Origin of the sequence: Azospirillum brasilense (assembly GCF_001315015.1) — a bacterium.
Classification (GTDB): domain Bacteria; phylum Pseudomonadota; class Alphaproteobacteria; order Azospirillales; family Azospirillaceae; genus Azospirillum; species Azospirillum brasilense.
Map to the genome: position 1 here is coordinate 1,074,810 of NZ_CP012914.1, position 18,225 is coordinate 1,093,034.

Consider the following 18,225-nt stretch of genomic DNA (forward strand, 5'->3'; position numbering starts at 1 on the left):
CTCTCACACCGCCTTGACCAGCGCGTGACGCTTCTTGCCGGCGCTCAGCTTGATGACGCCGTCGGCGTTCAGGTCGGCGGTGGTGGCCTTGGCGGCCTCGTCGGGGATGGCGGCGTCGTTCATCCTGGCGCCGGCGCCCTTGATGAGACGGCGGGCCTCGCCCTTCGAAGCGGCCAGCCCGGCGGAGACCAGCAGGTCCACCACCGCGACGCCGCCCTCAAGCTCGGCGCGGGGCACGTCGATGGTCGGCAGCCCCTCGGCGGCGGCGCCCTGCTCGAAGGTGCGGCGGGCGGTCTCGGCGGCCTCCAGGGCGGCCTCCTCGCCATGCGCCAGCTTCGTCACCTCGTGGGCGAGGATCTTCTTGGCCTCATTGATGCTGGCGCCTTCGAGGGCTTCCAGCCGCGCCACCTCGTCCAGCGGCAGCTCGGTGTAGAGGCGCAGGAAGCGGCCGACGTCGGCATCCTCGGTGTTGCGCCAGTACTGCCAGAAATCATAGGCGCTGAGCTTGTCAGCGGTCAGCCACACCGCACCCGCGGCGGTCTTGCCCATCTTGGCGCCCGACGAGGTGGTCAGCAGCGGGGTGGTCAGGCCGAACAGCTCCGCCCCGTCGGTGCGGCGGCCCAGCTCGACGCCGTTGATGATGTTGCCCCACTGGTCCGACCCGCCCATCTGGAGCATGCATTTCTCGCGACGGAACAGCTCCACGAAATCATAGGCCTGGAGAATCATGTAGTTGAATTCCAGGAAGGTCAGCGGCTGCTCGCGATCCAGCCGCAGCTTGACCGATTCGAAGGTCATCATGCGGTTGATCGTGAAGTGCCGGCCGATGTCGCGGAGCAGCGGGATGTATTTCAGCTCGTCCAGCCAGTCGGCGTTGTTGACCATCACCGCGTCGGTCGGCCCGTTACCAAAGGACAGGTAGCGCCCGAAGATGCGCTTGATGCCCGCCATGTTGGCGTTGATGGCCTCGTCGGTGAGGAGCTGGCGCGCCTCATCCTTGCCGGAGGGGTCGCCGATCTTGGTCGTCCCGCCGCCCATCAGGACGATCGGCTTGTGGCCGGTCTTCTGCAGCCAGCGCAGCATCATGATCGGCAGCAGGCTGCCCACATGCAGGCTGTCCGCCGTGCAGTCGAAGCCGATGTAGGCGATGATCGGCCCCTTCGCCGCGCGCTCGTCGAGCCCGGCGAGGTCGGTGCACTGGTGGATGAAGCCGCGTTCCTGCAGCGTGCGGAGGAAATCCGATGTCAGCGTCGTCATGGCCGCGATCCGGCTGTCGTGGTAGGGTCCAGGGTCGCGTCTGTTAGCATGGAACGCGCGGCCCCACAATTCTCGGGGCTGATTCGATTGGGGATTGGGGTAAAGAATGCAGACGGTCGTCGGGCTGATGAGCGGCACCTCCATGGACGGGATCGACGCGGCGCTGGTCCGCACCGACGGCGAGCGTCGGGTGGAGCCGCTGGCCTTCGTCACCGTTTCCTACGAGGATGATTTCCGCGCCAACCTGCGCTCCTGCCTCGGCGGGAAGGGGCCGGTGGAGGCGGTGGAGCGCGCCCTGACCGACGCCCACGCCGACGCCGTGCGCCGCCTGCTGGCGGAGACCGGGACGGAGGCCGCAGCGGTGGACCTGATCGGCTTCCATGGCCAGACGATTTTTCACGACCCGGCGCAGCGTCGCACCTGGCAGATCGGCGACGGCGCGCGGCTGGCGCGGGCGACCGGCGTCGCCGTGGTCAACGACTTCCGCACGGCGGACGTGGCGGCGGGCGGGCAGGGCGCCCCGCTGGTGCCGCTGTTCCATCGCGCGCTGGCCGAAGCCCTGCCGCGCCCCTTGGCCGTGCTGAACATCGGCGGGGTCGCCAACGTCACCTGGATCGGGGAGGGCGCGGACGCGGTCATCGCCTGCGACACCGGGCCGGGCAACGCGCTGGTGGATGACTGGGTGCTGTCCGGCCAAGGCGCCCGCTACGATTCCGGCGGCGCGCTGGCGGCGCGGGGCAAGGTGGACGAGGGCGCGTTGGCGGCGCTGCTCGCCCATCCCTATTTCGACCAGCCGGCGCCGAAGTCGCTGGACCGCGACGCCTTCGATCCGGCGCCCGTGCGCGGGTTGTCGGTGGAGGATGGAGCGGCGACCCTGACCGCCTTCACCGCCGCGTCGGTCGCCCGCATCGTCCCGCATCTGCCGGAGGCGCCGCTGCGCTGGCTGGTCTGCGGCGGCGGGCGGCACAACGCGACGCTGATGGGCATGCTGACCGACCGGCTGGGCGTGCCGGTCGATCCGGTCGAGGCGGTGGGCTGGAACGGCGACGCGCTGGAGGCCGAAGCCTTCGCCTATCTGGCGGTGCGCAGCCGCAAGGGGCTGCCGCTCAGCCTGCCGGCCACCACGGGTGTCCCGCGGCCGATGAGCGGCGGGCGCTTCCACCCAGTGGCGTGAGGGCTGGGACCGCTACGGGCGCGTCCGGCTGTTGTCGGTGCAGTTGTCGGCGTGCTTGCACCAGTTGCCGAAGGTGCTGGCAATCTGGGCGTTGCTGCAGCCAGACAACAGAACCGCCGCGACAGCCGCAACGACGGCAAGGCGAAGAATCGCCACGGCGCTCACTCCGCCACGGCGGCGACGGGGTTGCCCATCGCGCGGTCCAGATAGTCGTCCACCTGCACCGCCAGGTCGTCGCTGCGGTTGGCGAAGAAATGGTTGGCGCCGGGCACGACGCGGTGGTCGATCCGGATGTCCTTCTGGTGCGACAGCTTGGTCACCAGCTTGTTCACCGCCGCCCCCGGAACCAGTTCGTCCTTGTCGCCGTGGATGATCAGGCCGGAGGAGGGACAGGGCGCCAGGAAGGAGAAGTCGAACAGGTTGGCCGGCGGCGAGACGGACACGAAGCCGTCGATCTCCGGGCGGCGCATCAGAAGCTGCATGCCGATCCACGCCCCGAAGGACACGCCGGCGATCCAGCAGACCGGGGCGTTGGGGTTGTGGGTCTGCAGCCAGTCCAGCGCCGCCGCCGCGTCGGCCAGTTCGCCCTCGCCCTTGTCGTAGGTGCCCTGGCTGCGGCCGACCCCCCGGAAATTGAAGCGCAGGGCCGAGTAGCCGCGCTTCGTAAAGGATTGGAACAGGGTGAAGACCACCTTGTTGTTCATGGTCCCGTTGTGATGCGGGTGCGGATGCAGCAGCAAGGCCATCGGCGCGTTGGGGATCGTGCCGTGTGTGTAGCGCCCTTCCAGACGTCCGGCCGGTCCGTTGATCATCACTTCAGGCATGGGAACGGCGATCCTGACGCGAATATAAGGTGATCCGGACCACCGGCGGAGCGGCGGGCGGACGCCACGGCAAGCGGACGTGGTTGCCCATGGACAAGCATGGATTTTTCGCACACAATTCTTGACCGTTTTGCTTGGTCATCATATATGCGTCGATGCGTCCTTACAGGGCAACCCGCGCGACCGGCGAGGCACGGGTCGAGGGCTCTTGCGAAAGATCACCTCTTCCGGCAAGAGGGCGGACTATACCACGGCGGGTGTTCCGGTGTTCAAGCATCTTCGCGAAGAGATCGACGGTATCATGGCCCGCGACCCGGCCGCGCGGTCACGGGCCGAGGTCGCGCTGTGCTATCCGGGCTTCCACGCCATCGTCCTGCACCGCGTCGCGCGCTATTGCTGGGATCGCCGCTGGCACCTGATGGCGCGCGCCGTCTCGCAGATCGCCCGCGCGCTGACCGGGATCGAGATCCACCCGGGGGCGACCATCGGGCGCCGCTTCTTCATCGACCACGGCATGGGCGTCGTCATCGGCGAGACCGCCGAGATCGGCGACGACGTGATGCTCTATCACGGAGTGACGCTGGGCGGCACCTCGCTGAACCAGGGAAAGCGCCATCCCACGCTGGAGAGCGGCGTGATCGTCGGCGCGGGGGCGAAGGTGCTGGGCGCCATCACCATCGGGCGCGACGCCCGCGTCGGCGCCAACGCCGTCGTGGTGGCGGACGTGGCGCCGGGCATCGCGGTGGTCGGCATCCCGGCCAAGGCGGTGGTGACGCGCGACCGTGTCGAGACGCAGAAGTTCATGCCCTACGGCACGCCCTGCGGCGACATCCCCGATCCGGTGGCGCGCGCGCTGAACGGCCTGCTCGATCAGGTGTCGACCCTGCGCCGGCGCGTCGAGGAACTGGAATCGGAGCGCGGTGACGCGCATAATTCATCCGTATACGAAACATCGGGCGTTCCCAACGGGAGCGCCCGGCCCGACAATGGGGTGCGCGAGCCGGTGTCCGCCGACGGCGGTCCGGCGGCGTCCTGTTGAACCAAACACAAACATAAGGCTTGGCGCCGATCCGCTGAACGGTCGGGCCGGGGTGAAGGAAGGGTAAGGAGGGTAAAATGAGACTCAGCACCAAGGGACGCTATGCCGTCATGGCCATGGTCGATCTTGCTGCCACCAGCCAGGGGAGCCCCGTCGCCCTTGCCGACATCGCCGACCGGCAGGAGATTTCGCTCTCCTATCTGGAGCAGCTGTTCGCCAAGCTGCGCAAGGGCGGTCTGGTGAAGAGCGTGCGCGGCCCCGGCGGCGGCTATCTGCTGGCCCATCCGGCGGACGCGACCCGCGTGTCCGACATCATCCTGGCGGTGGACGAGCCGATCCGCACGACGCGCTGCGCCAACGGCACGCCGCAGGGCTGCCGCACCAACCGCTCGCGCTGCCTGACCCACGACCTGTGGGAGGAACTGGGCAACCAGATCCACATGTATCTCAGCTCGGTCACCGTGGCCGACGTGGTGGAGCGCCGGATCATCGGCACCAGCAGCCTGACCATCCGCGGCCCGCAGCCGGCGGACGAGGGCGCTGCGGTCGCGGCGGAGTAAGGGAGCGCCCTTCGGCCCTTCGTCCCGATGACCCGCGTCTACCTCGACCACAACGCCTCGGCGCCTCTGAAGCCGGCGGTGAAGACGGCGATGATCCAGGCCATGGATCTCGCCGGCAACCCGTCGTCGGTGCACGGCTTCGGCCGCACGGTCCGCCGCGCGGTGGAAGAGGCGCGCGTCCAGGTCGCCGCCCTGGCCGGGGTGCGGCCCGCCCAGGTCTTCTTCACCGGCAGCGGGACGGAAGCCAACAATCTGGCGCTGCGCGGCTTTCCCGGCCGGGCGGTGGTCACCTCCGCCATCGAGCATGATTCGGTGCTGGAGGCGGTGCCAGGCGCCGCCCGCATCCCGGTGGACCACCACGGCGTCGCCGATCTCGCCGCGCTCGACCGCCTGCTCAGCGACGGATGCGGCCCCGCGCTCGTCTCCCTGATGCTCGCCAACAACGAGACCGGCGTGATCCAGCCGGTGGCCGAGGCGGCGCGGGTCGCCCACGCCCATGGCGCGCTGCTCCATTGCGACGCCGTCCAGGCGGCGGGGCGCCTGCCGCTCGACCTCGGGGCGCTCGGCGCCGACCTGCTGACCCTGTCGGCCCACAAGATCGGCGGCCCCGCCGGGGTGGGCGCCCTGATCCTCGCCGACGGGCTGGAGCCGGAGGCGCTGATCCGCGGCGGCGGGCAGGAGAAGCGCCGCCGCGCCGGAACCGAGAACGTCATCGGCATTGCCGGCTTCGGCGCCGCCGCCCGCCTCGCACGGGAGGAGCTTCCCGACAGCGCCCGCCTGACCGCCCTGCGCGACGCGCTGGAGGCGCTAGCGCTCCCCGCCGTTCCGGCTGCGCGGGTGATGGGGGCCGGCGCGGCGCGGGTCGGCAACACCAGCAACCTGCTGCTGCCCGGCGTGGCGGGGGAGACGCAGGTGATGGCGCTGGACCTTGCCGGGGTGGCGGTCAGCGCCGGGTCGGCCTGCTCAAGCGGCAAGGTGAAGCCGTCCCACGTCCTGGCCGCCATGGGCGAGAGCGCGGGTGATGCGGCCTGCGCCATCCGTATCAGCCTGGGCTGGGACAGCGACGACGCGGCGGTGGAGCGTTTCGCCGCCGCCTACGCCGCCATGGCGGCAAGGCTGGCCCGTGCCCCTGCGGCGTAATCGCCTCTCCATGACCTCCCCCTCCCGCCGCGGGCCGTGTAAGGTTGCGCGGCGCCCCGCTTCTGGGTATCACCCGGCCGAAGGGACGGCGACCCGCCGCCCTCGCGGCCGACCTGTGCAGCGTTTCAACGGACGGCAAGCATGACGACATCCGATTCCGGCCCGCCACGCTTTCCCAAGGGCGAGGCTCCCAAGGGCATCGCCGGGGCCATCGACGGCGATCTGGAGCCTTGCTGGCTGTGCGGCCGTTCGGTCGCGGCGCGCGCGATGTTCTGTCATTCCTGCGGCGCGGTGCAGGCGCCGCGCGCGCTCGACCATTTCACCCGGCTGGGGCTGGAGCGCCGCTTCGACATTGAGCCGGAGGCTCTGGCCCGCCAGCACGCCGGCTTTTCCCGCGCCATGGACCCGGAGCGCTTCGCGGCGCGCGGCGCGCGGCAGCAGGCCAACGCCCGCGCCCAGGCCGACGCGCTGGGCGAAGCCTATGAGACGCTGCACGACCCGGTGCGCCGCGCCCGCTATCTGCTGGACCTGCTGGACGCCCCCGCCGCCGTCCTGTCCGCCGAGGAGGACGAGGAGGTGACCGCGCTCGTCGACCGGCTCGACGGCGTCCCGGACGCCGCCGCGGTGGACCGGCTTGCCCAGGACATCGGGCAACGCGTGGAAAGTTGCATCAAGTATCTTGCCATTGCCTTCCGCAACGGGCAGACCGACAACGCCGCGCGCATCCTCGCGCGGCTGGAGCGGTTGGAAGTGTTGGCGGCCGAATCCCGGACGCGGCGTTCCGGCCTTGCTCCGAAGTCACCCTAACCATTGCCACCGCACACCGACGCCTTTGTTCAGGAGAGCACCCCAATGCCCAAGATGACCTTCATCGAGCCGAACGGCACCCGCCACGAGGTGGACGCCCCGCTCGGCCTGTCCGTGCTCGAGGTCGCGCACAAGCACGGCCTGGACCTGGAAGGCGCCTGCGAGGGCTCGCTCGCCTGCTCGACCTGCCACGTCATCGTGGAGCCGGAGTGGTTCGACGTGCTGAACGAGGCCTCGGAGGACGAGGAGGACATGCTCGACCTCGCCTTCGGCCTGACGAAGACCTCGCGCCTGGGCTGCCAGATCATCATCAGCGAGGAACTGGACGGTCTGGCCGTGCGCCTTCCCGGCGGCACCAACAACGCCATGCGCTGACCTGCCGCCGCGGCGCCTTGCGGGGCTGCCACGGCTTGAACCCGCCACCGGGAAACCGGCGCGCCGCCCCCGTCGCGGGGCTGGAGCGCACCGGTTCTCCGGTGGTGAATTTTTTGGGAACCAGCCCATATAGGGCGCCATGATCTCCTACGCCAACTCCCTCGGCATCGCCAAGCGTCCCCAGGACACCCGGGTGGTCGTCGCCATGTCCGGCGGCGTCGACTCCTCCGTCACCGCCGCCGTTCTGCGGGAGGAGGGTTACGACGTGGTCGGCATCACACTCCAGCTCTACGACCATGGCATCGCCCTGCAGAAGCCGGGCGCCTGCTGCGCCGGGCAGGACATCTACGACGCCCGGCAGGTCGCCGACCGCATCGGCATCCCGCACTATGTGCTGGATTACGAGGGCAAGTTCTCCCAGGACGTGATCGACGACTTCGCCGACACCTATCTGCGCGGCGAGACGCCGATCCCCTGCGTGCGCTGCAACCAGCGGGTCAAGTTCCGCGACCTGCTGAACACCGCCCGCGACCTCGGCGCCGATGCGCTGGCGACCGGCCATTACGTGCGCCGCGTCCAGGGGGCGGCGGGGGCGGAACTGCACCGCGCCATCGATCCCGGCCGCGACCAGAGCTACTTCCTGTTTGCCACGACGCGCGAGCAGCTGGAGTTCCTGCGCTTCCCGCTGGGCGGCCTGACCAAGCCGGAGACCCGCGCCCTGGCCGAGCGCCATGGGCTGGAGGTGGCGGCCAAGCCGGACAGCCAGGACATCTGCTTCGTCCCCAACGGCTCCTACGCCGACGTGGTGGCCAAGCTGCGCCCCGGTTCGGTCGAGCCCGGCGACATCGTCCATGTCGACGGGCGCGTCCTGGGCCGCCACCGCGGCGTGGTCCATTACACGGTGGGCCAGCGCAAGGGGTTGGGCATCGGCGGCATCCGGGGCGAGGAGGAGCCGCTGTTCGTCGTGCGCCTGGAGCCCGGCCAGCGCCGCGTCGTCGTCGGCCCGCGCCGCGAGCTGGCGCGCCGCGTGGTGACGATCCGCGAGGTGAACTGGCTCGGCCCCGCCCTGGCCCCCGGCGAGGGGCTGGAGGTCGAGGTGAAGCTCCGCTCCGCCCAGCCGTCGGCCCCGGCGGTGTGGCGGCTGGGTGCGGACGGCACCGCGCAGGCCGAACTGCACGAGCCGCAATACGGCGTGGCGCCCGGCCAAGCCTGCGTCGTTTACCAGGGCGACCGGGTGCTGGGCGGCGGCTGGATCGCCGGAACAGGGGCCTGACGAAAACTTCGCAAAAAGTGAAATTTCAGCGTTGACACCCCGGCCCCCCTGGAATACATAAGCGGCCCCGGCACGAACCGCGGCGGCCAACACCGAAACGGACCGCGCCGGGAGATGATGGTAAGCACGATGGCAGCGTAGCTCAGTGGTAGAGCAGGGGAATCATAATCCCTTGGTCGGGGGTTCAAATCCCTCCGCTGCTACCATCATGAAGGCCGGTCAATCCAATGGGTTGGCTGGCCTTTTTCATTTCTCAAGTACGACTCTTCATGCCAAGTTAGACATTCAGTCGGGCATCACAGGTTGCCGGGCTGTTCCCGAAATGCGCCCGCCGTTTCACTTTTCCGGGTGTCCTCCAGCTTCGTAATGTCCGCCGTCCACTGATCAGGTGCAGCCTGAATGTCGCGGTCACTCGTATGGCTTCTTCGCTGTGCCTTCCTGCATGGTTTAGGCGGTTCCACGCGCGCTTGTGCTGGCTCATCCAGCACCGACAATATGGGCTTCGGAGCGGAGCGGTCTGAAGGAACTGCGCGAGCATGTCGCGCCGGGCAGCGGGTGGCGTCGGGGTTGCCGTTCGAGTAGGGTTGGCGAGCGGGCACATGCCGCCACCGCTCCCCGGAAATCGAGACCCTCATCCCACCATGAGCGCCAAGACGAACCTGCAAGCTGCGTTGGCCAAGCATATGGCTGGGGATCTGCGTGGTGCCGAGGCGCTGTACCGGGACATGATCCGCCACTATCCCCGCGCCCCCGAGACACGGCATGCGCATGGCAACCTTGGCGCCATCCATCTGGTCGAAGGACAGCTGGAACAAGCGGAGCAAAGCCTGCGTGCGGCCCTGCGGCTTGCGCCCAACGACCCCGGCGTGCTCGGCAACCTCGGGCTTGCGCTTCGTGGGCGTGGCCGTCTCGACGAGGCGGTGTCGTGCCATCGCAAGGCGCTCAATGGCGCGCCAACCTCCGCCAACGCGCTCAACAATCTGGGCGTGTCGTTGACGGAGCGCGGCGACGCGGAGGAGGCCATCGCCTGCTTCGAGCGGCTTCTCGGCCTGACGCCGGGCGCCCCCGACGCTTTGTTCAACCTCGGCGTCGCGTTCGAGCGGGCGAACCGGCTCGAGGAGGCCGCCCGCCGCTACCGCGAGGTTCTGGACGAGGTGCCAGGACACAGGGGCGCGCTGAACAACCTGGGCAATACGCTGGGTGAACTCGGCGCTGTGGACGAGGCGCTGGATTGTTACGGTCGCGCGTTGTCCCTCGATCCCGGGAACGCCGACGCCCATTGGAATCGCGCGCTGACGCGGCTGCTGCTCGGCGATTTCGCGAATGGATGGCGGGAGTTCGAATGGCGCTGGAAAGCGCCGGCCATGCAAAACCAGCGTCGCCGGTTCGACCGGCCGGCGTGGGACGGTGGGCCGCTGATCGGCCGGACCATCCTTCTCCATGCCGAACAGGGGCTTGGCGATACGCTCCAGTTCCTGCGCTTTGTGCCTCTGGTGCGGGAAGCGGGGCCGACACGTGTCCTGCTGGAGGTCCAGCCGCCCCTTCTGTCCCTCTTGCGCGCGTCTCCAGCCGTCGATGGTGTGGAGGTGATCCCGCGCGCCGCCGACTTCCCGGGCGGGAGCACCCTGCCGCCCTTCGACGTGCACGCGCCGTTGATGAGCCTGCCGTTGCTGCTGAACCGCGGCCTTCCCGCCGCGCCGGCCGTCCCCATGCTGCGGGCATCGGAAGCCGCGACGACCATCTGGACGGATCGTCTGGCTGCCGTGGCGCCGAACGCCCGGATTCGTTGCGGCCTCGTGTGGGCCGGACGACGCGAGCACGCCAACGACCGCCGTCGCTCGCTTCCTCTTGCCGCCCTCGCGCCGCTTCGGGAGGTGCCCGGTGTTCAGCTGGTGTCCTTGCAGGTCGGCCCGGCGGCGGCCGATCTGGCGTCCTGGCCTGAAGCCTCCTTCGACGCTTCGCCCCTCTTGACCGACTTCGCGGCGACGGCGGCGGCTCTGGCGTCGATCGACCTCGTCATCACCGTGGACACCGCCGTGGCGCATCTGGCTGGCAGCCTGGGCAGGCCGACCTGGGTGCTGCTGCCCTTCGCCCCCGACTGGCGCTGGATGCTCGGACGCACGGACAGCCCCTGGTACCCGACGGTCCGCCTGTTCCGGCAAAGCCGTGTGGGCGACTGGTCCGGCCCCGTGTCTGAAGTCGTCCGGGAACTGCAACGACTTGCCGATGGGCGGGGCGCTCCTCAATCCTCGGTCAACGCGTGCGCCATCGCGTCCTGCAACGGCGCCAGCACGTAATCGATGGCCCGGCGCTGGCCGGTCGCGATCAGCACGTCGGCCGGCATGCCCGGATGCAGGGCCGCCGGGCCGAGGCGGTTCAGCGCGCCGGGCAGGGGGCGGACGCGGGCCACGAAGTAGGGGGCATGGGTCGTCGGGTCGGTCAGGCGGTCGGCGGAGACGTCCACCACGGTGGCGTCGATCGACGGGGTGCGGCGCGGCTTGAAGGCGCTGAGGCGGACCTGCGCGGTCTGGCCAGCCTTCACCACGTCGATGTCCAGAGGGTCGATCCGCGCCTCGATGGTCGGCGGGCCGCTGTCCGGAACGATGTCCATCAGCGGCTCGCCCGGCTTCACCACGCCGCCCACGGTGAACACCATCAGACCGACCACGCGGCCGGGGACGGGGGCGCGGATCTCCGTGCGCTCCACCGCGTCGCGGGCGGCCTTCAGGCGGGCGGCGGTCTGGTCCAGGGCGTTCTGCGCCTCTTCCATCTCCCCGGCGATCTCGGAGCGGCGGGCCGTCTCCTTGGCGTGGAGCTGGGTGTCGGCGACCGTCACCGCTTGCTCGGCCAGCAGGGCGCGAGCGTGGGATTGATCGCGGGTGCCGGCCAGGTCGGCCATGGCGCGCTTCAGCGACAGGACCCGCAGCTTGCGCTCCAGACCCTTGTTGAAGAGATCGAGCACGCCGGCCAGTTCCTCCTCGATGTAGACGATCTGCTCGGCCGCCGCGCGCTCCTGGGCGCGGTGGGCAGTCACCTCGCGCTCGGCCTGGAGGCGCTGCTCGCGCAGCACGGCCATGTCGCCGTCATGGCGGGTCCAGCGGGCGGCGAACAACTGTTGCTGCACGGCCAGGGCGCGCCGGGCGGCAGCGCTCCCATCCACCAACTCCGCCGGGACGGAAAAGGCGCGCTGCCCGGCGTATTCGGCGCGCAGGCGGGCCATGCGGACCAGGGCGGCGGCCTGCTCGTTCGTCAGCTCCTCCAGGGTGGCGCGGCTCTGCGTCCCTTCCAGCCGGAGCAGGGTCTGGCCGGCGGCCACCGTATCGCCGTCGCGCACCGCCAGTTCGGCGACGATGCCTCCTTCCAGATGCTGGATGGTCTTGCGGTTGCCGTCCACCACCACCGTGCCCGGCGCGTGGGCGGCGCTGTCCAGCGGGGCGAGGAACCCCCAGCCGAGCCCGGCGCCCAGCGCCAGGGCGATCACCGCGCAGCCCGCCCGCACGGCTCCGCCAATGGAGGGCTCGGCGCGGCGCGGTTCCGCCGGAATGGCGCTTCGGCCCAGCAGCGTGTCGGTCGTCGTCATCTCGATGTCTCCAATCAAGGGGTGGCGGCAGCGGCGGCCGGCTGCGGGGTGGTGGTTCCCAGCCGCCGGACCATCTCGGCCCGCGTCGCGGTCTGGTCGATCATGCCGTCGCGCAGCACGACGATGCGGTCCACCGCGTCGAGGACGCAGCGGCGGTGGGCGATCACCACCACCGCGGCGCCGCCGGCCTTGGCCTCGGCGATGGCGCGCAGGAGCGCCGCCTCGCCGGCCTGGTCCAGGTTCGCGTTGGGCTCGTCGAGAACGAGCAGGCGGGGGTCGCCGTAGAGGGCGCGGGCGAGCGCGATGCGCTGCCTCTGCCCGCCGGAGAGCAGGGCGCCGCCCTCGCCGATCGCCGTCCGGTAGCCGTCGGGGAGGCGGCCGATCATCTCATGCACGCCGGCCCGCCGCGCCGCCGCGGTGACCAGCGCCGGGTCGGGCTCGCCCAGCCGGGCGATGGCGTCCTCCACGGTGTCGCCGAGCAGGCCAACGCCTTGCGGCAGGTAGCCGACATGACGGCCGCAGTCGTCGCGGTGCCAGCGCCACACATTGTGACCGTCGAGGTAGACGCCACCCTGGGTCGGCTCCAGCACGCCGACCAGCAGCCGGGCCAGCGTCGACTTGCCCGCCGCCGAGGGGCCGACGATGCCCACCGCCTCGCCCGGCTCCACCGAGAAGGAGAGGCCGCGCAGCGTCGGACGGTCCGACCCCGGCGGGACGTAGGTTACGCGGTCCAGCAGCAGAGGACCGCTGGGGCGGGGCAGGGGGACGCCCGGCGCGGGCGCCGCGTCCGCCGTGAACAGGCCGCGCAGGCGGCGCAGGCTTTCGCGGGCCGAGGACCAGTTGCGCCAGGAGTCGATCAACTGCTCGAAGGGCGCCAGCGCGCGGCCCATCAGGATCGAGGCGGCCAGCATGCTGCCCGGTGACACCTGCCGGTCCAGAACCAGCATCGTTCCGGCGGCGAGGATCGCCACCTGGGCGGTCATCCGGCAGACCTTGGCGAGGGAGGCGACGGCCTGCGCCCGTCCCGCGGTCCGGTTGACCAGCCGCAGATGGTCGTCCTGGACCGCCTGCCAGCGGCGGCGCAGATTGCCCATCATGCCCATGGCGGCGACGGCCTCCACGCCGTGCGACGCCGCCTCGACCTCGGCGCCATGGCGGCACAGGGCGCGGTTGGCCTCCGCCGCACCCGGCATGGTCAGCATCCGGCCGAGCAGGCTCACCCCGACCAGACAGAGGATGCTGCCGCCGCAGACGAGGCCGTAGAGCGGGTGGATCAGCGTCAGGAACAGCAGGAAGACGAGGCTGAGCGCGGCGTCGAGCGGCGCGGTGAGGCTCGGCCCGGAGAGGAACTGGCGCAGCTCGTTGAGGTCGCGCAGCACCTGGGACGGGCGGCTGGCGCCGCCGCGCAGCAGGCCGCCCATCGACGCCTCCAGCGCGTCCATGGTCAGGCTGCGCGCCGCGAGATGCCCCATGGCCTGGGTCAGCCGCCCGCGGATCGCCTCGACCAGCCCGAACACGGCGAAGCAGCCCAGCGCCAGCAGCGACAGGGCCACCAGGGTCTCCACGCTGCGGCTGCCCAGCACGCGGTCGTAGACCTGCATCGTGTAGAGCGGCATCGCCAGCTGGATGAGGGCGAGAAAGACGCTGAACCCGCCCGCGGCGGCGAGGCCGGTGGTGATGCGCCGGCGGATCGCGCGCAGGGCCGGTGGGTGGGCCGATGGGTGGGCGGATGGGCCGGTGGATGGGCTGCGGCGGGATTCCCGTGCGGCCATGGGAAGGGCGCTCCTGTCGTCCGGAGAAGGGAAAGGGGCGCGCCGGGAAGGACGGCGCGCCCGGGACCTCAGTCAGGCGGCTCAGTAGAAGGAGATGTCGCCCATCGGGTTGTCGCCCTTCACGATCAGGTCGTGATAGCCGGTGTCGTTCGCCGCGTTCCACGTGACGACGTAGTTGCCGTCCTTCTGCCAGATGCTGTATTGGCCGTCGGCGGGCGCGCTGGTCGAGCCGGCGTAGCTGTAGCTGCCCTTCAGCCAGATCTGGTCCTCGTCCTTGAAGTCGGTGATGGTGTCGGCGTTGCCGGCGTAGATGTCGCCGCTGTCCTTCGTCTCGAAGAAGAACCAGTCGGCCCCGGCCCCGCCGGTCATCTGGTCCTTGCCCATGCCGCCGTAGAGGTCGTCGAAGGTGTCGCCGCCGCTCAGCGTGTCGTTGCCGTCGCCGCCGTAGAGCTTGTCGTACCCGCTCTCGCCGTAGAGCTGGTCGTTGCCGCTTCCGCCATAGAGCGTGTCGGTGCCGTAATAGCCCATCAGCAGGTCGTTGCCCGACTCGCCGTACAGCACGTCGTTGCCGTTCCAGCCGTCCAGCGTGTCGTTGCCGGACCAGCCGAGGATGGTGTCGTTGCCGTCATAACCCTGCACGTAGTCATTGCTGACGCCGTACTTGATCATGTCGAGATAGTCGGCGTTGTTGGTGCCATAGACGTTTGCCATTGATGCGTTTCCTTCGGATCAGGGGATTGTGCCATGCAAGGGGGAGGGGTGTTCTTCGGCGTTCCTTTTGCTGGTTCGTTCCGAAGACCTCGCCCTTGCACAGCCATTCTTCCCGGATCGGGCATCCGGCACTGTTGTCCACTTCACAATTTTGAAAAGGAGGGAAAAAGACCCGGCGGTCAGCGCCGCCGGTGCAGGATCATCCCGCCATGGTGCAGCACCCCGTCGATGAAGTCGCCGTCGGCGGTGAAGCCGGTGTCGTCCCAATAGTCGATGTGGTCGCCGGTGACCCGATAGCGGCCCTGGTACGCCTTCTCCCGGCTGCCCCGCGCCTCGACGTAGCGGTTGTTGGGGAGAAGCTCGTGGCGGACGCGACCGTCTTCGGTCACCCACAGGCCGACATAGGGGTGATCTGCCTGCTGCACTTCAGGCCGGTCGGCGGTCTGGGCCAGCGCCTTGCGGTCGGGCAGGGCCTCGGCGCCGGAGGCGAGCAGGGCGGCGGTCAGGGTGGCGGTTCTGGCGAACGCGCGTTTCATGGCGTGCCTCCTTCCGTCGGCGGGCGGCGCTCGGCGAACAGCTCCGACAGGGTGCGTGCGGCGGTGATCGCGCGGGGGAAGCCGGCGGGGACGGTCACCATGTAGACGATCTCTTTCAACTCGTCCTCGGAGACGCCGGCGTTGAGGGCGTAGCCGGCGTGGATCTTCATGAAGGCCGTCTCGCCGATGGCGGCGAAGGCGGCGACCGCGGCCAGTTGGCGGGTCCGCGTGTCCAGCCCCGGCCGCGACCAGACGTCGCCCAGCGCGTAAGCCTCGGTGGCCTCCGCCAGGAAGGGGAACTCCTCGCGCATCCGCTCCAGGGTGGGTTGGGGATGGCCGTTGTTCAGGCTGCGGATCACTTCGCCGCCGCGCTTGGCGCGCTCCTCGGTGGTCAGGGCGCTGGCCAGGGTGGGGGCGGGCATCGCGGGAACCGCGGCGAGCAGCCCCGCCGTGACGAGGGTGCGCAGGCGCACAGGATGACGGGTGAGGGTGTCGGTGGCGTGGGTCATGCTGATTCTCCCTCTCAATGGCTGGCCGTGGGCCGGACCACGATCTCGTTGGTGTCCACGTCATCCGGCTGCTCGATGGCGTGCAGGATGGCCCGCCCGATGGCGTCCGGCTTGATGGAGACGGCGCGGTAGCTGCGCATCAGCTCCTCGGCCTCCGGGTCGGTGATGGTGTGGGCCAGCTCCGATTCCACGACGCCGGGGCAGACGCAGGTGACGCGCAGCCGCTCGTTCTCCTGGCGCAGCCCGTCGGAAATAGCCCGCACCGCGTATTTCGTCGCGCAGTAGACGGCGGCGGTCGGTGAGACGGCGAGCGCCCCGATGGAGGCGATGTTGATGATCTGGCCGAAGCCCTGGCCGTTCATGACCGGCAGCACCGCGGCGATGCCGTAGAGGACGCCGCGGATGTTCACGTCGATCATGCGGTCCCATTCCTCGACCTTCAGCGAGGCCATGGGGGACAGGGGCATGACCCCGGCGTTGTTGACCAGCACGTCGATGCGCCCGAACCGCTCCTGCGCGAAGGCGGCGAAGGCGGCCATGTCCTCGCGGCTCGTCACGTCCAGCGCGCGGACCTCGGCGGTTCCGCCCCCGGCCCGGATGTCGGCGGCCAGGGATTCCAGCCGGTCAGTCCGGCGGGCGCCGAGCACAAGCTTCGCCCCGGCGGCACCGAGGACGCGGGCGGTGCCCTCGCCGATGCCGCTGGACGCGCCGGTGATGAGGATCGTCTTGTCGGTGATCGCGGTCATGGTCTGCTCCTCTGTCGATCGTTGCGGTGACGGAGAGAAAGCTATGATCCGATGGCCGATCGTTCGAGTTGCCAATCCTGAACGAGCTGGTTAGCTTCTCTAACCAATGAGCGATCCCTTCGAAGGCATGGCGGCGTTTCTGGCGGTGGCCGAGACGCTTAATTTCCGCCGGGCGTCCGAGCGCCTGGGCGTCACCCGTTCCGCCGTCAGCCAGGCGGTCCGCCGGCTGGAGGACCGGATCGGCGTGCCGCTTCTTCAAAGGACGACGCGCAGCGTTCGGCTGACCGACGCCGGCGCGCATCTGTTCGCCGCGACGCGGCCGGCGCTGGCGGAGATCGGCACGGCGCTGGAGGTCATCGCCTCGACGCATGGGGCACCGGGCGGGACGCTGCGGCTGGCCGTTTCGTCCATCGCGGAAAGCATCCTGGAGGGCGAGGCGCTGGCCGGATTCCTGGCCGCCTACCCGTCGGTCGGCGTCGACATCCTGGTGACCGACGAGGAGTTCGACATCGTCGCGGCGGGCTTCGACGCGGGCGTCCGGCTGGGCGAAGCCATCGAGCAGGACATGATCGCGATCCCGGTCTCCGCCCCGCAGCGGCAGCTGGTGGTGGCCTCACCGACCTATCTGGCAGAGTTTGGCCGTCCAGCCCATCCGCGCGACCTGCTTGCCCACCGTTGCATCGGCTGGCGTCCGGCGCCGGACGTGGCACCCTACCGCTGGGAGTTCACCGAGGACGGCCGCGACTTCGACATCGCGGTCAATCCGCGGGTCGCCACCAACGACATGGGGATGATGGTCCGGCTGGCCCTGGCCGGCGCCGGGCTCACCTGCGGCATGGAGGAAACGTTCCGGCCCCATCTGGAGCGCGGCGCGCTGGAGGCGGTCCTGGAGGCGTTTTGCCCGCCCTTCGCCGGCTTCCACCTCTACTATCCCAGCCGCCGGACGGTGCCGCTGCGGCTGCGCGCGCTCATTGACCATCTGCGGGCGCGGAACGGCGCGTCGCCGAGGGCGTCCCGTCAGGGGTGAGTCGAGGCGTTACCGCGGCATCAGCGCGAACACGCCCCAGCCCAGATGGTCCCGCGTGTGGGTGGCGTAGCGCACCGGTTCCGAGGTCAGCTTGGCTCGAATCTCCTTCGCGAAGTCATCGCCGGGATTGGCGTCCAGCCAGCGGCGCATGGTCAGCCATTTGGCCGCCTCGTAGCGGTCCCAGCCGTCCTGGTCGGCCAGAACCATCTCGACGACGTCGCAGCCAAGGCGGTCGAAGGACGCGAGAAGCTCCGGAAGCGTGAGGAAGTCGGCGATGGCGGTGGCGAGGCACCCCTTGGCGATCTCTTCCGTCGGCGGCAGCTGCCGCCAATAGGGCTCGCCGATGAGGATGATCCCTCCGGTGCGCAGGCTCCGCGCCAGAAGCTCGACCGTGCCGGCGACACCACCGGCGATCCAGGTGGCACCGACGCAGGCGGCCACATCGACCTTCTCGTCGGACACGTATCCGGCGGCATCGCCGTGGATGAACGCGACCTGATCGGCGACGCCGAGTTCAACGGCACGGAGCTTCGCGTGTTCGGTGAACAACCGGCTCATGTCGATGCCGGTGCCGGTGATGCCGTGATCGCGTGCCCAATTGCACAGCATCTCCCCCGAACCGCTGCCGAGGTCAAGCACCCGGGCTCCGGACTCCAACCGCAGCGCCGCGCCGAGCGTGGCGAGCTTTTCCGGTGTGATCGGGTTGTGAATGCGGTGGGCGCTTTCAGTGATGGTGAATATTCGAGGAATGTCCACTTTGGAAGACGTCCTTGAACGGATGCTGGGAGTGGGCGGACTCGCCTCGGCACGAAGGATGAGGGCGGCGAGCGAGAGTGGTGTAGCGATGCCTGCGCGGAATTGCAGGATAACCTGCGGGGCGCGCCTCAACAAGTTC

General features: G+C 69.8%; 19 protein-coding genes and 1 tRNA gene. 10 read left to right on the forward strand and 10 right to left on the reverse strand.

Annotation, left to right across the window (positions count from 1 at the left end; all coding sequences use genetic code 11):
• Nucleotides 1–3 precede the first annotated feature (3 nt).
• The gene (gene tyrS, locus AMK58_RS04890; RefSeq protein ID WP_059398672.1) at nt 4–1,257 is read right to left on the reverse strand and encodes a tyrosine--tRNA ligase; all 1,254 of its coding nucleotides are present in this window, start codon (nt 1,255–1,257) and stop codon (nt 4–6) included.
• Between the two features lie 106 nt (nt 1,258–1,363).
• Between tyrS and AMK58_RS04895 the strand changes: the two genes are divergently transcribed.
• Nucleotides 1,364–2,431, forward strand: a complete 1,068-nt coding sequence (locus AMK58_RS04895) for an anhydro-N-acetylmuramic acid kinase (RefSeq protein ID WP_035672411.1) — start codon at nt 1,364–1,366, stop codon at nt 2,429–2,431.
• A gap of 12 nt (nt 2,432–2,443) precedes the next feature.
• Here the strand turns inward: AMK58_RS04895 and AMK58_RS30305 are convergent, their stop codons facing one another.
• Complete coding sequence (locus AMK58_RS30305) at nt 2,444–2,587, reverse strand: hypothetical protein (RefSeq protein ID WP_156355534.1); 144 nt, start codon at nt 2,585–2,587, stop codon at nt 2,444–2,446.
• A gap of 5 nt (nt 2,588–2,592) precedes the next feature.
• Nucleotides 2,593–3,255: an alpha/beta hydrolase gene (locus tag AMK58_RS04900; protein WP_014239834.1), complete on the reverse strand. Its 663-nt coding sequence runs from the start codon at nt 3,253–3,255 to the stop codon at nt 2,593–2,595.
• Between the two features lie 265 nt (nt 3,256–3,520).
• Between AMK58_RS04900 and epsC the strand changes: the two genes are divergently transcribed.
• The 8 genes from epsC (at nt 3,521) to AMK58_RS04940 (ending at nt 10,746) form a co-directional block, all read left to right on the forward strand.
• Nucleotides 3,521–4,294, forward strand: a complete 774-nt coding sequence (gene epsC, locus AMK58_RS04905; protein ID WP_051140152.1) for a serine O-acetyltransferase — start codon at nt 3,521–3,523, stop codon at nt 4,292–4,294.
• Nucleotides 4,295–4,371: 77 nt separating this feature from the next.
• Complete coding sequence (locus AMK58_RS04910; protein WP_014239836.1) at nt 4,372–4,854, forward strand: Rrf2 family transcriptional regulator; 483 nt, start codon at nt 4,372–4,374, stop codon at nt 4,852–4,854.
• A gap of 27 nt (nt 4,855–4,881) precedes the next feature.
• The gene (locus AMK58_RS04915) at nt 4,882–5,994 is read left to right on the forward strand and encodes a cysteine desulfurase family protein (RefSeq protein WP_059398673.1); all 1,113 of its coding nucleotides are present in this window, start codon (nt 4,882–4,884) and stop codon (nt 5,992–5,994) included.
• A gap of 141 nt (nt 5,995–6,135) precedes the next feature.
• Complete coding sequence (locus AMK58_RS04920) at nt 6,136–6,801, forward strand: molecular chaperone DnaJ (RefSeq protein WP_035672425.1); 666 nt, start codon at nt 6,136–6,138, stop codon at nt 6,799–6,801.
• 45 nt (nt 6,802–6,846) lie between these two features.
• A complete protein-coding gene (locus AMK58_RS04925) occupies nt 6,847–7,176 on the forward strand; it encodes a ferredoxin family 2Fe-2S iron-sulfur cluster binding protein (RefSeq protein WP_035672428.1) in 330 nt (109 codons plus the stop codon).
• 139 nt (nt 7,177–7,315) lie between these two features.
• Nucleotides 7,316–8,449 carry a tRNA 2-thiouridine(34) synthase MnmA gene (gene mnmA, locus AMK58_RS04930; RefSeq protein ID WP_035672431.1) on the forward strand — a complete coding sequence of 378 codons (1,134 nt, stop codon included), beginning with the start codon at nt 7,316–7,318 and terminating at the stop codon, nt 8,447–8,449.
• Nucleotides 8,450–8,580: 131 nt separating this feature from the next.
• Nucleotides 8,581–8,655 (forward strand) — tRNA-Met (locus AMK58_RS04935).
• A 435-nt stretch (nt 8,656–9,090) separates the two neighbouring features.
• Nucleotides 9,091–10,746, forward strand: coding sequence for a tetratricopeptide repeat protein (locus tag AMK58_RS04940; protein ID WP_059398674.1), 1,656 nt, complete (start codon nt 9,091–9,093; stop codon nt 10,744–10,746).
• Here AMK58_RS04940 and AMK58_RS04945 read toward each other — a convergent pair.
• The 6 genes from AMK58_RS04945 to AMK58_RS04970 form a co-directional block, all read right to left on the reverse strand.
• Entirely contained in the window at nt 10,692–12,029 is a 1,338-nt protein-coding gene (locus tag AMK58_RS04945; protein WP_059398675.1) for an HlyD family type I secretion periplasmic adaptor subunit, read from the reverse strand. The two genes, AMK58_RS04940 and AMK58_RS04945, sit on opposite strands and share 55 nt — an antisense overlap.
• A gap of 14 nt (nt 12,030–12,043) precedes the next feature.
• Complete coding sequence (locus AMK58_RS04950; protein ID WP_059398676.1) at nt 12,044–13,801, reverse strand: type I secretion system permease/ATPase; 1,758 nt, start codon at nt 13,799–13,801, stop codon at nt 12,044–12,046.
• Nucleotides 13,802–13,882: 81 nt separating this feature from the next.
• On the reverse strand, nt 13,883–14,512 hold the full coding sequence (locus tag AMK58_RS04955) for a calcium-binding protein (protein ID WP_051140157.1): 630 nt from the start codon (nt 14,510–14,512) through the stop codon (nt 13,883–13,885).
• Between the two features lie 179 nt (nt 14,513–14,691).
• Nucleotides 14,692–15,048 (reverse strand): Atu4866 domain-containing protein, encoded by a 357-nt coding sequence (locus tag AMK58_RS04960; RefSeq protein WP_035672441.1) that lies wholly within the window; start codon nt 15,046–15,048, stop codon nt 14,692–14,694.
• The gene (locus AMK58_RS04965; RefSeq protein ID WP_104675388.1) at nt 15,045–15,557 is read right to left on the reverse strand and encodes a carboxymuconolactone decarboxylase family protein; all 513 of its coding nucleotides are present in this window, start codon (nt 15,555–15,557) and stop codon (nt 15,045–15,047) included. The genes AMK58_RS04960 and AMK58_RS04965 overlap by 4 nt, the downstream gene beginning before the upstream one ends.
• Nucleotides 15,558–15,571: 14 nt before the next feature.
• On the reverse strand, nt 15,572–16,303 hold the full coding sequence (locus AMK58_RS04970) for an SDR family oxidoreductase (RefSeq protein WP_035672444.1): 732 nt from the start codon (nt 16,301–16,303) through the stop codon (nt 15,572–15,574).
• A 106-nt stretch (nt 16,304–16,409) separates the two neighbouring features.
• Here AMK58_RS04970 and AMK58_RS04975 point away from each other — a divergent pair, with 106 nt between their 5' ends.
• The gene (locus AMK58_RS04975; RefSeq protein ID WP_035672446.1) at nt 16,410–17,330 is read left to right on the forward strand and encodes a LysR family transcriptional regulator; all 921 of its coding nucleotides are present in this window, start codon (nt 16,410–16,412) and stop codon (nt 17,328–17,330) included.
• A 9-nt stretch (nt 17,331–17,339) separates the two neighbouring features.
• On the opposite strand, the gene AMK58_RS04980 is transcribed toward AMK58_RS04975, so the two are convergent.
• The gene (locus AMK58_RS04980) at nt 17,340–18,086 is read right to left on the reverse strand and encodes an SAM-dependent methyltransferase (protein WP_035672449.1); all 747 of its coding nucleotides are present in this window, start codon (nt 18,084–18,086) and stop codon (nt 17,340–17,342) included.
• Nucleotides 18,087–18,225 lie beyond the last annotated feature (139 nt).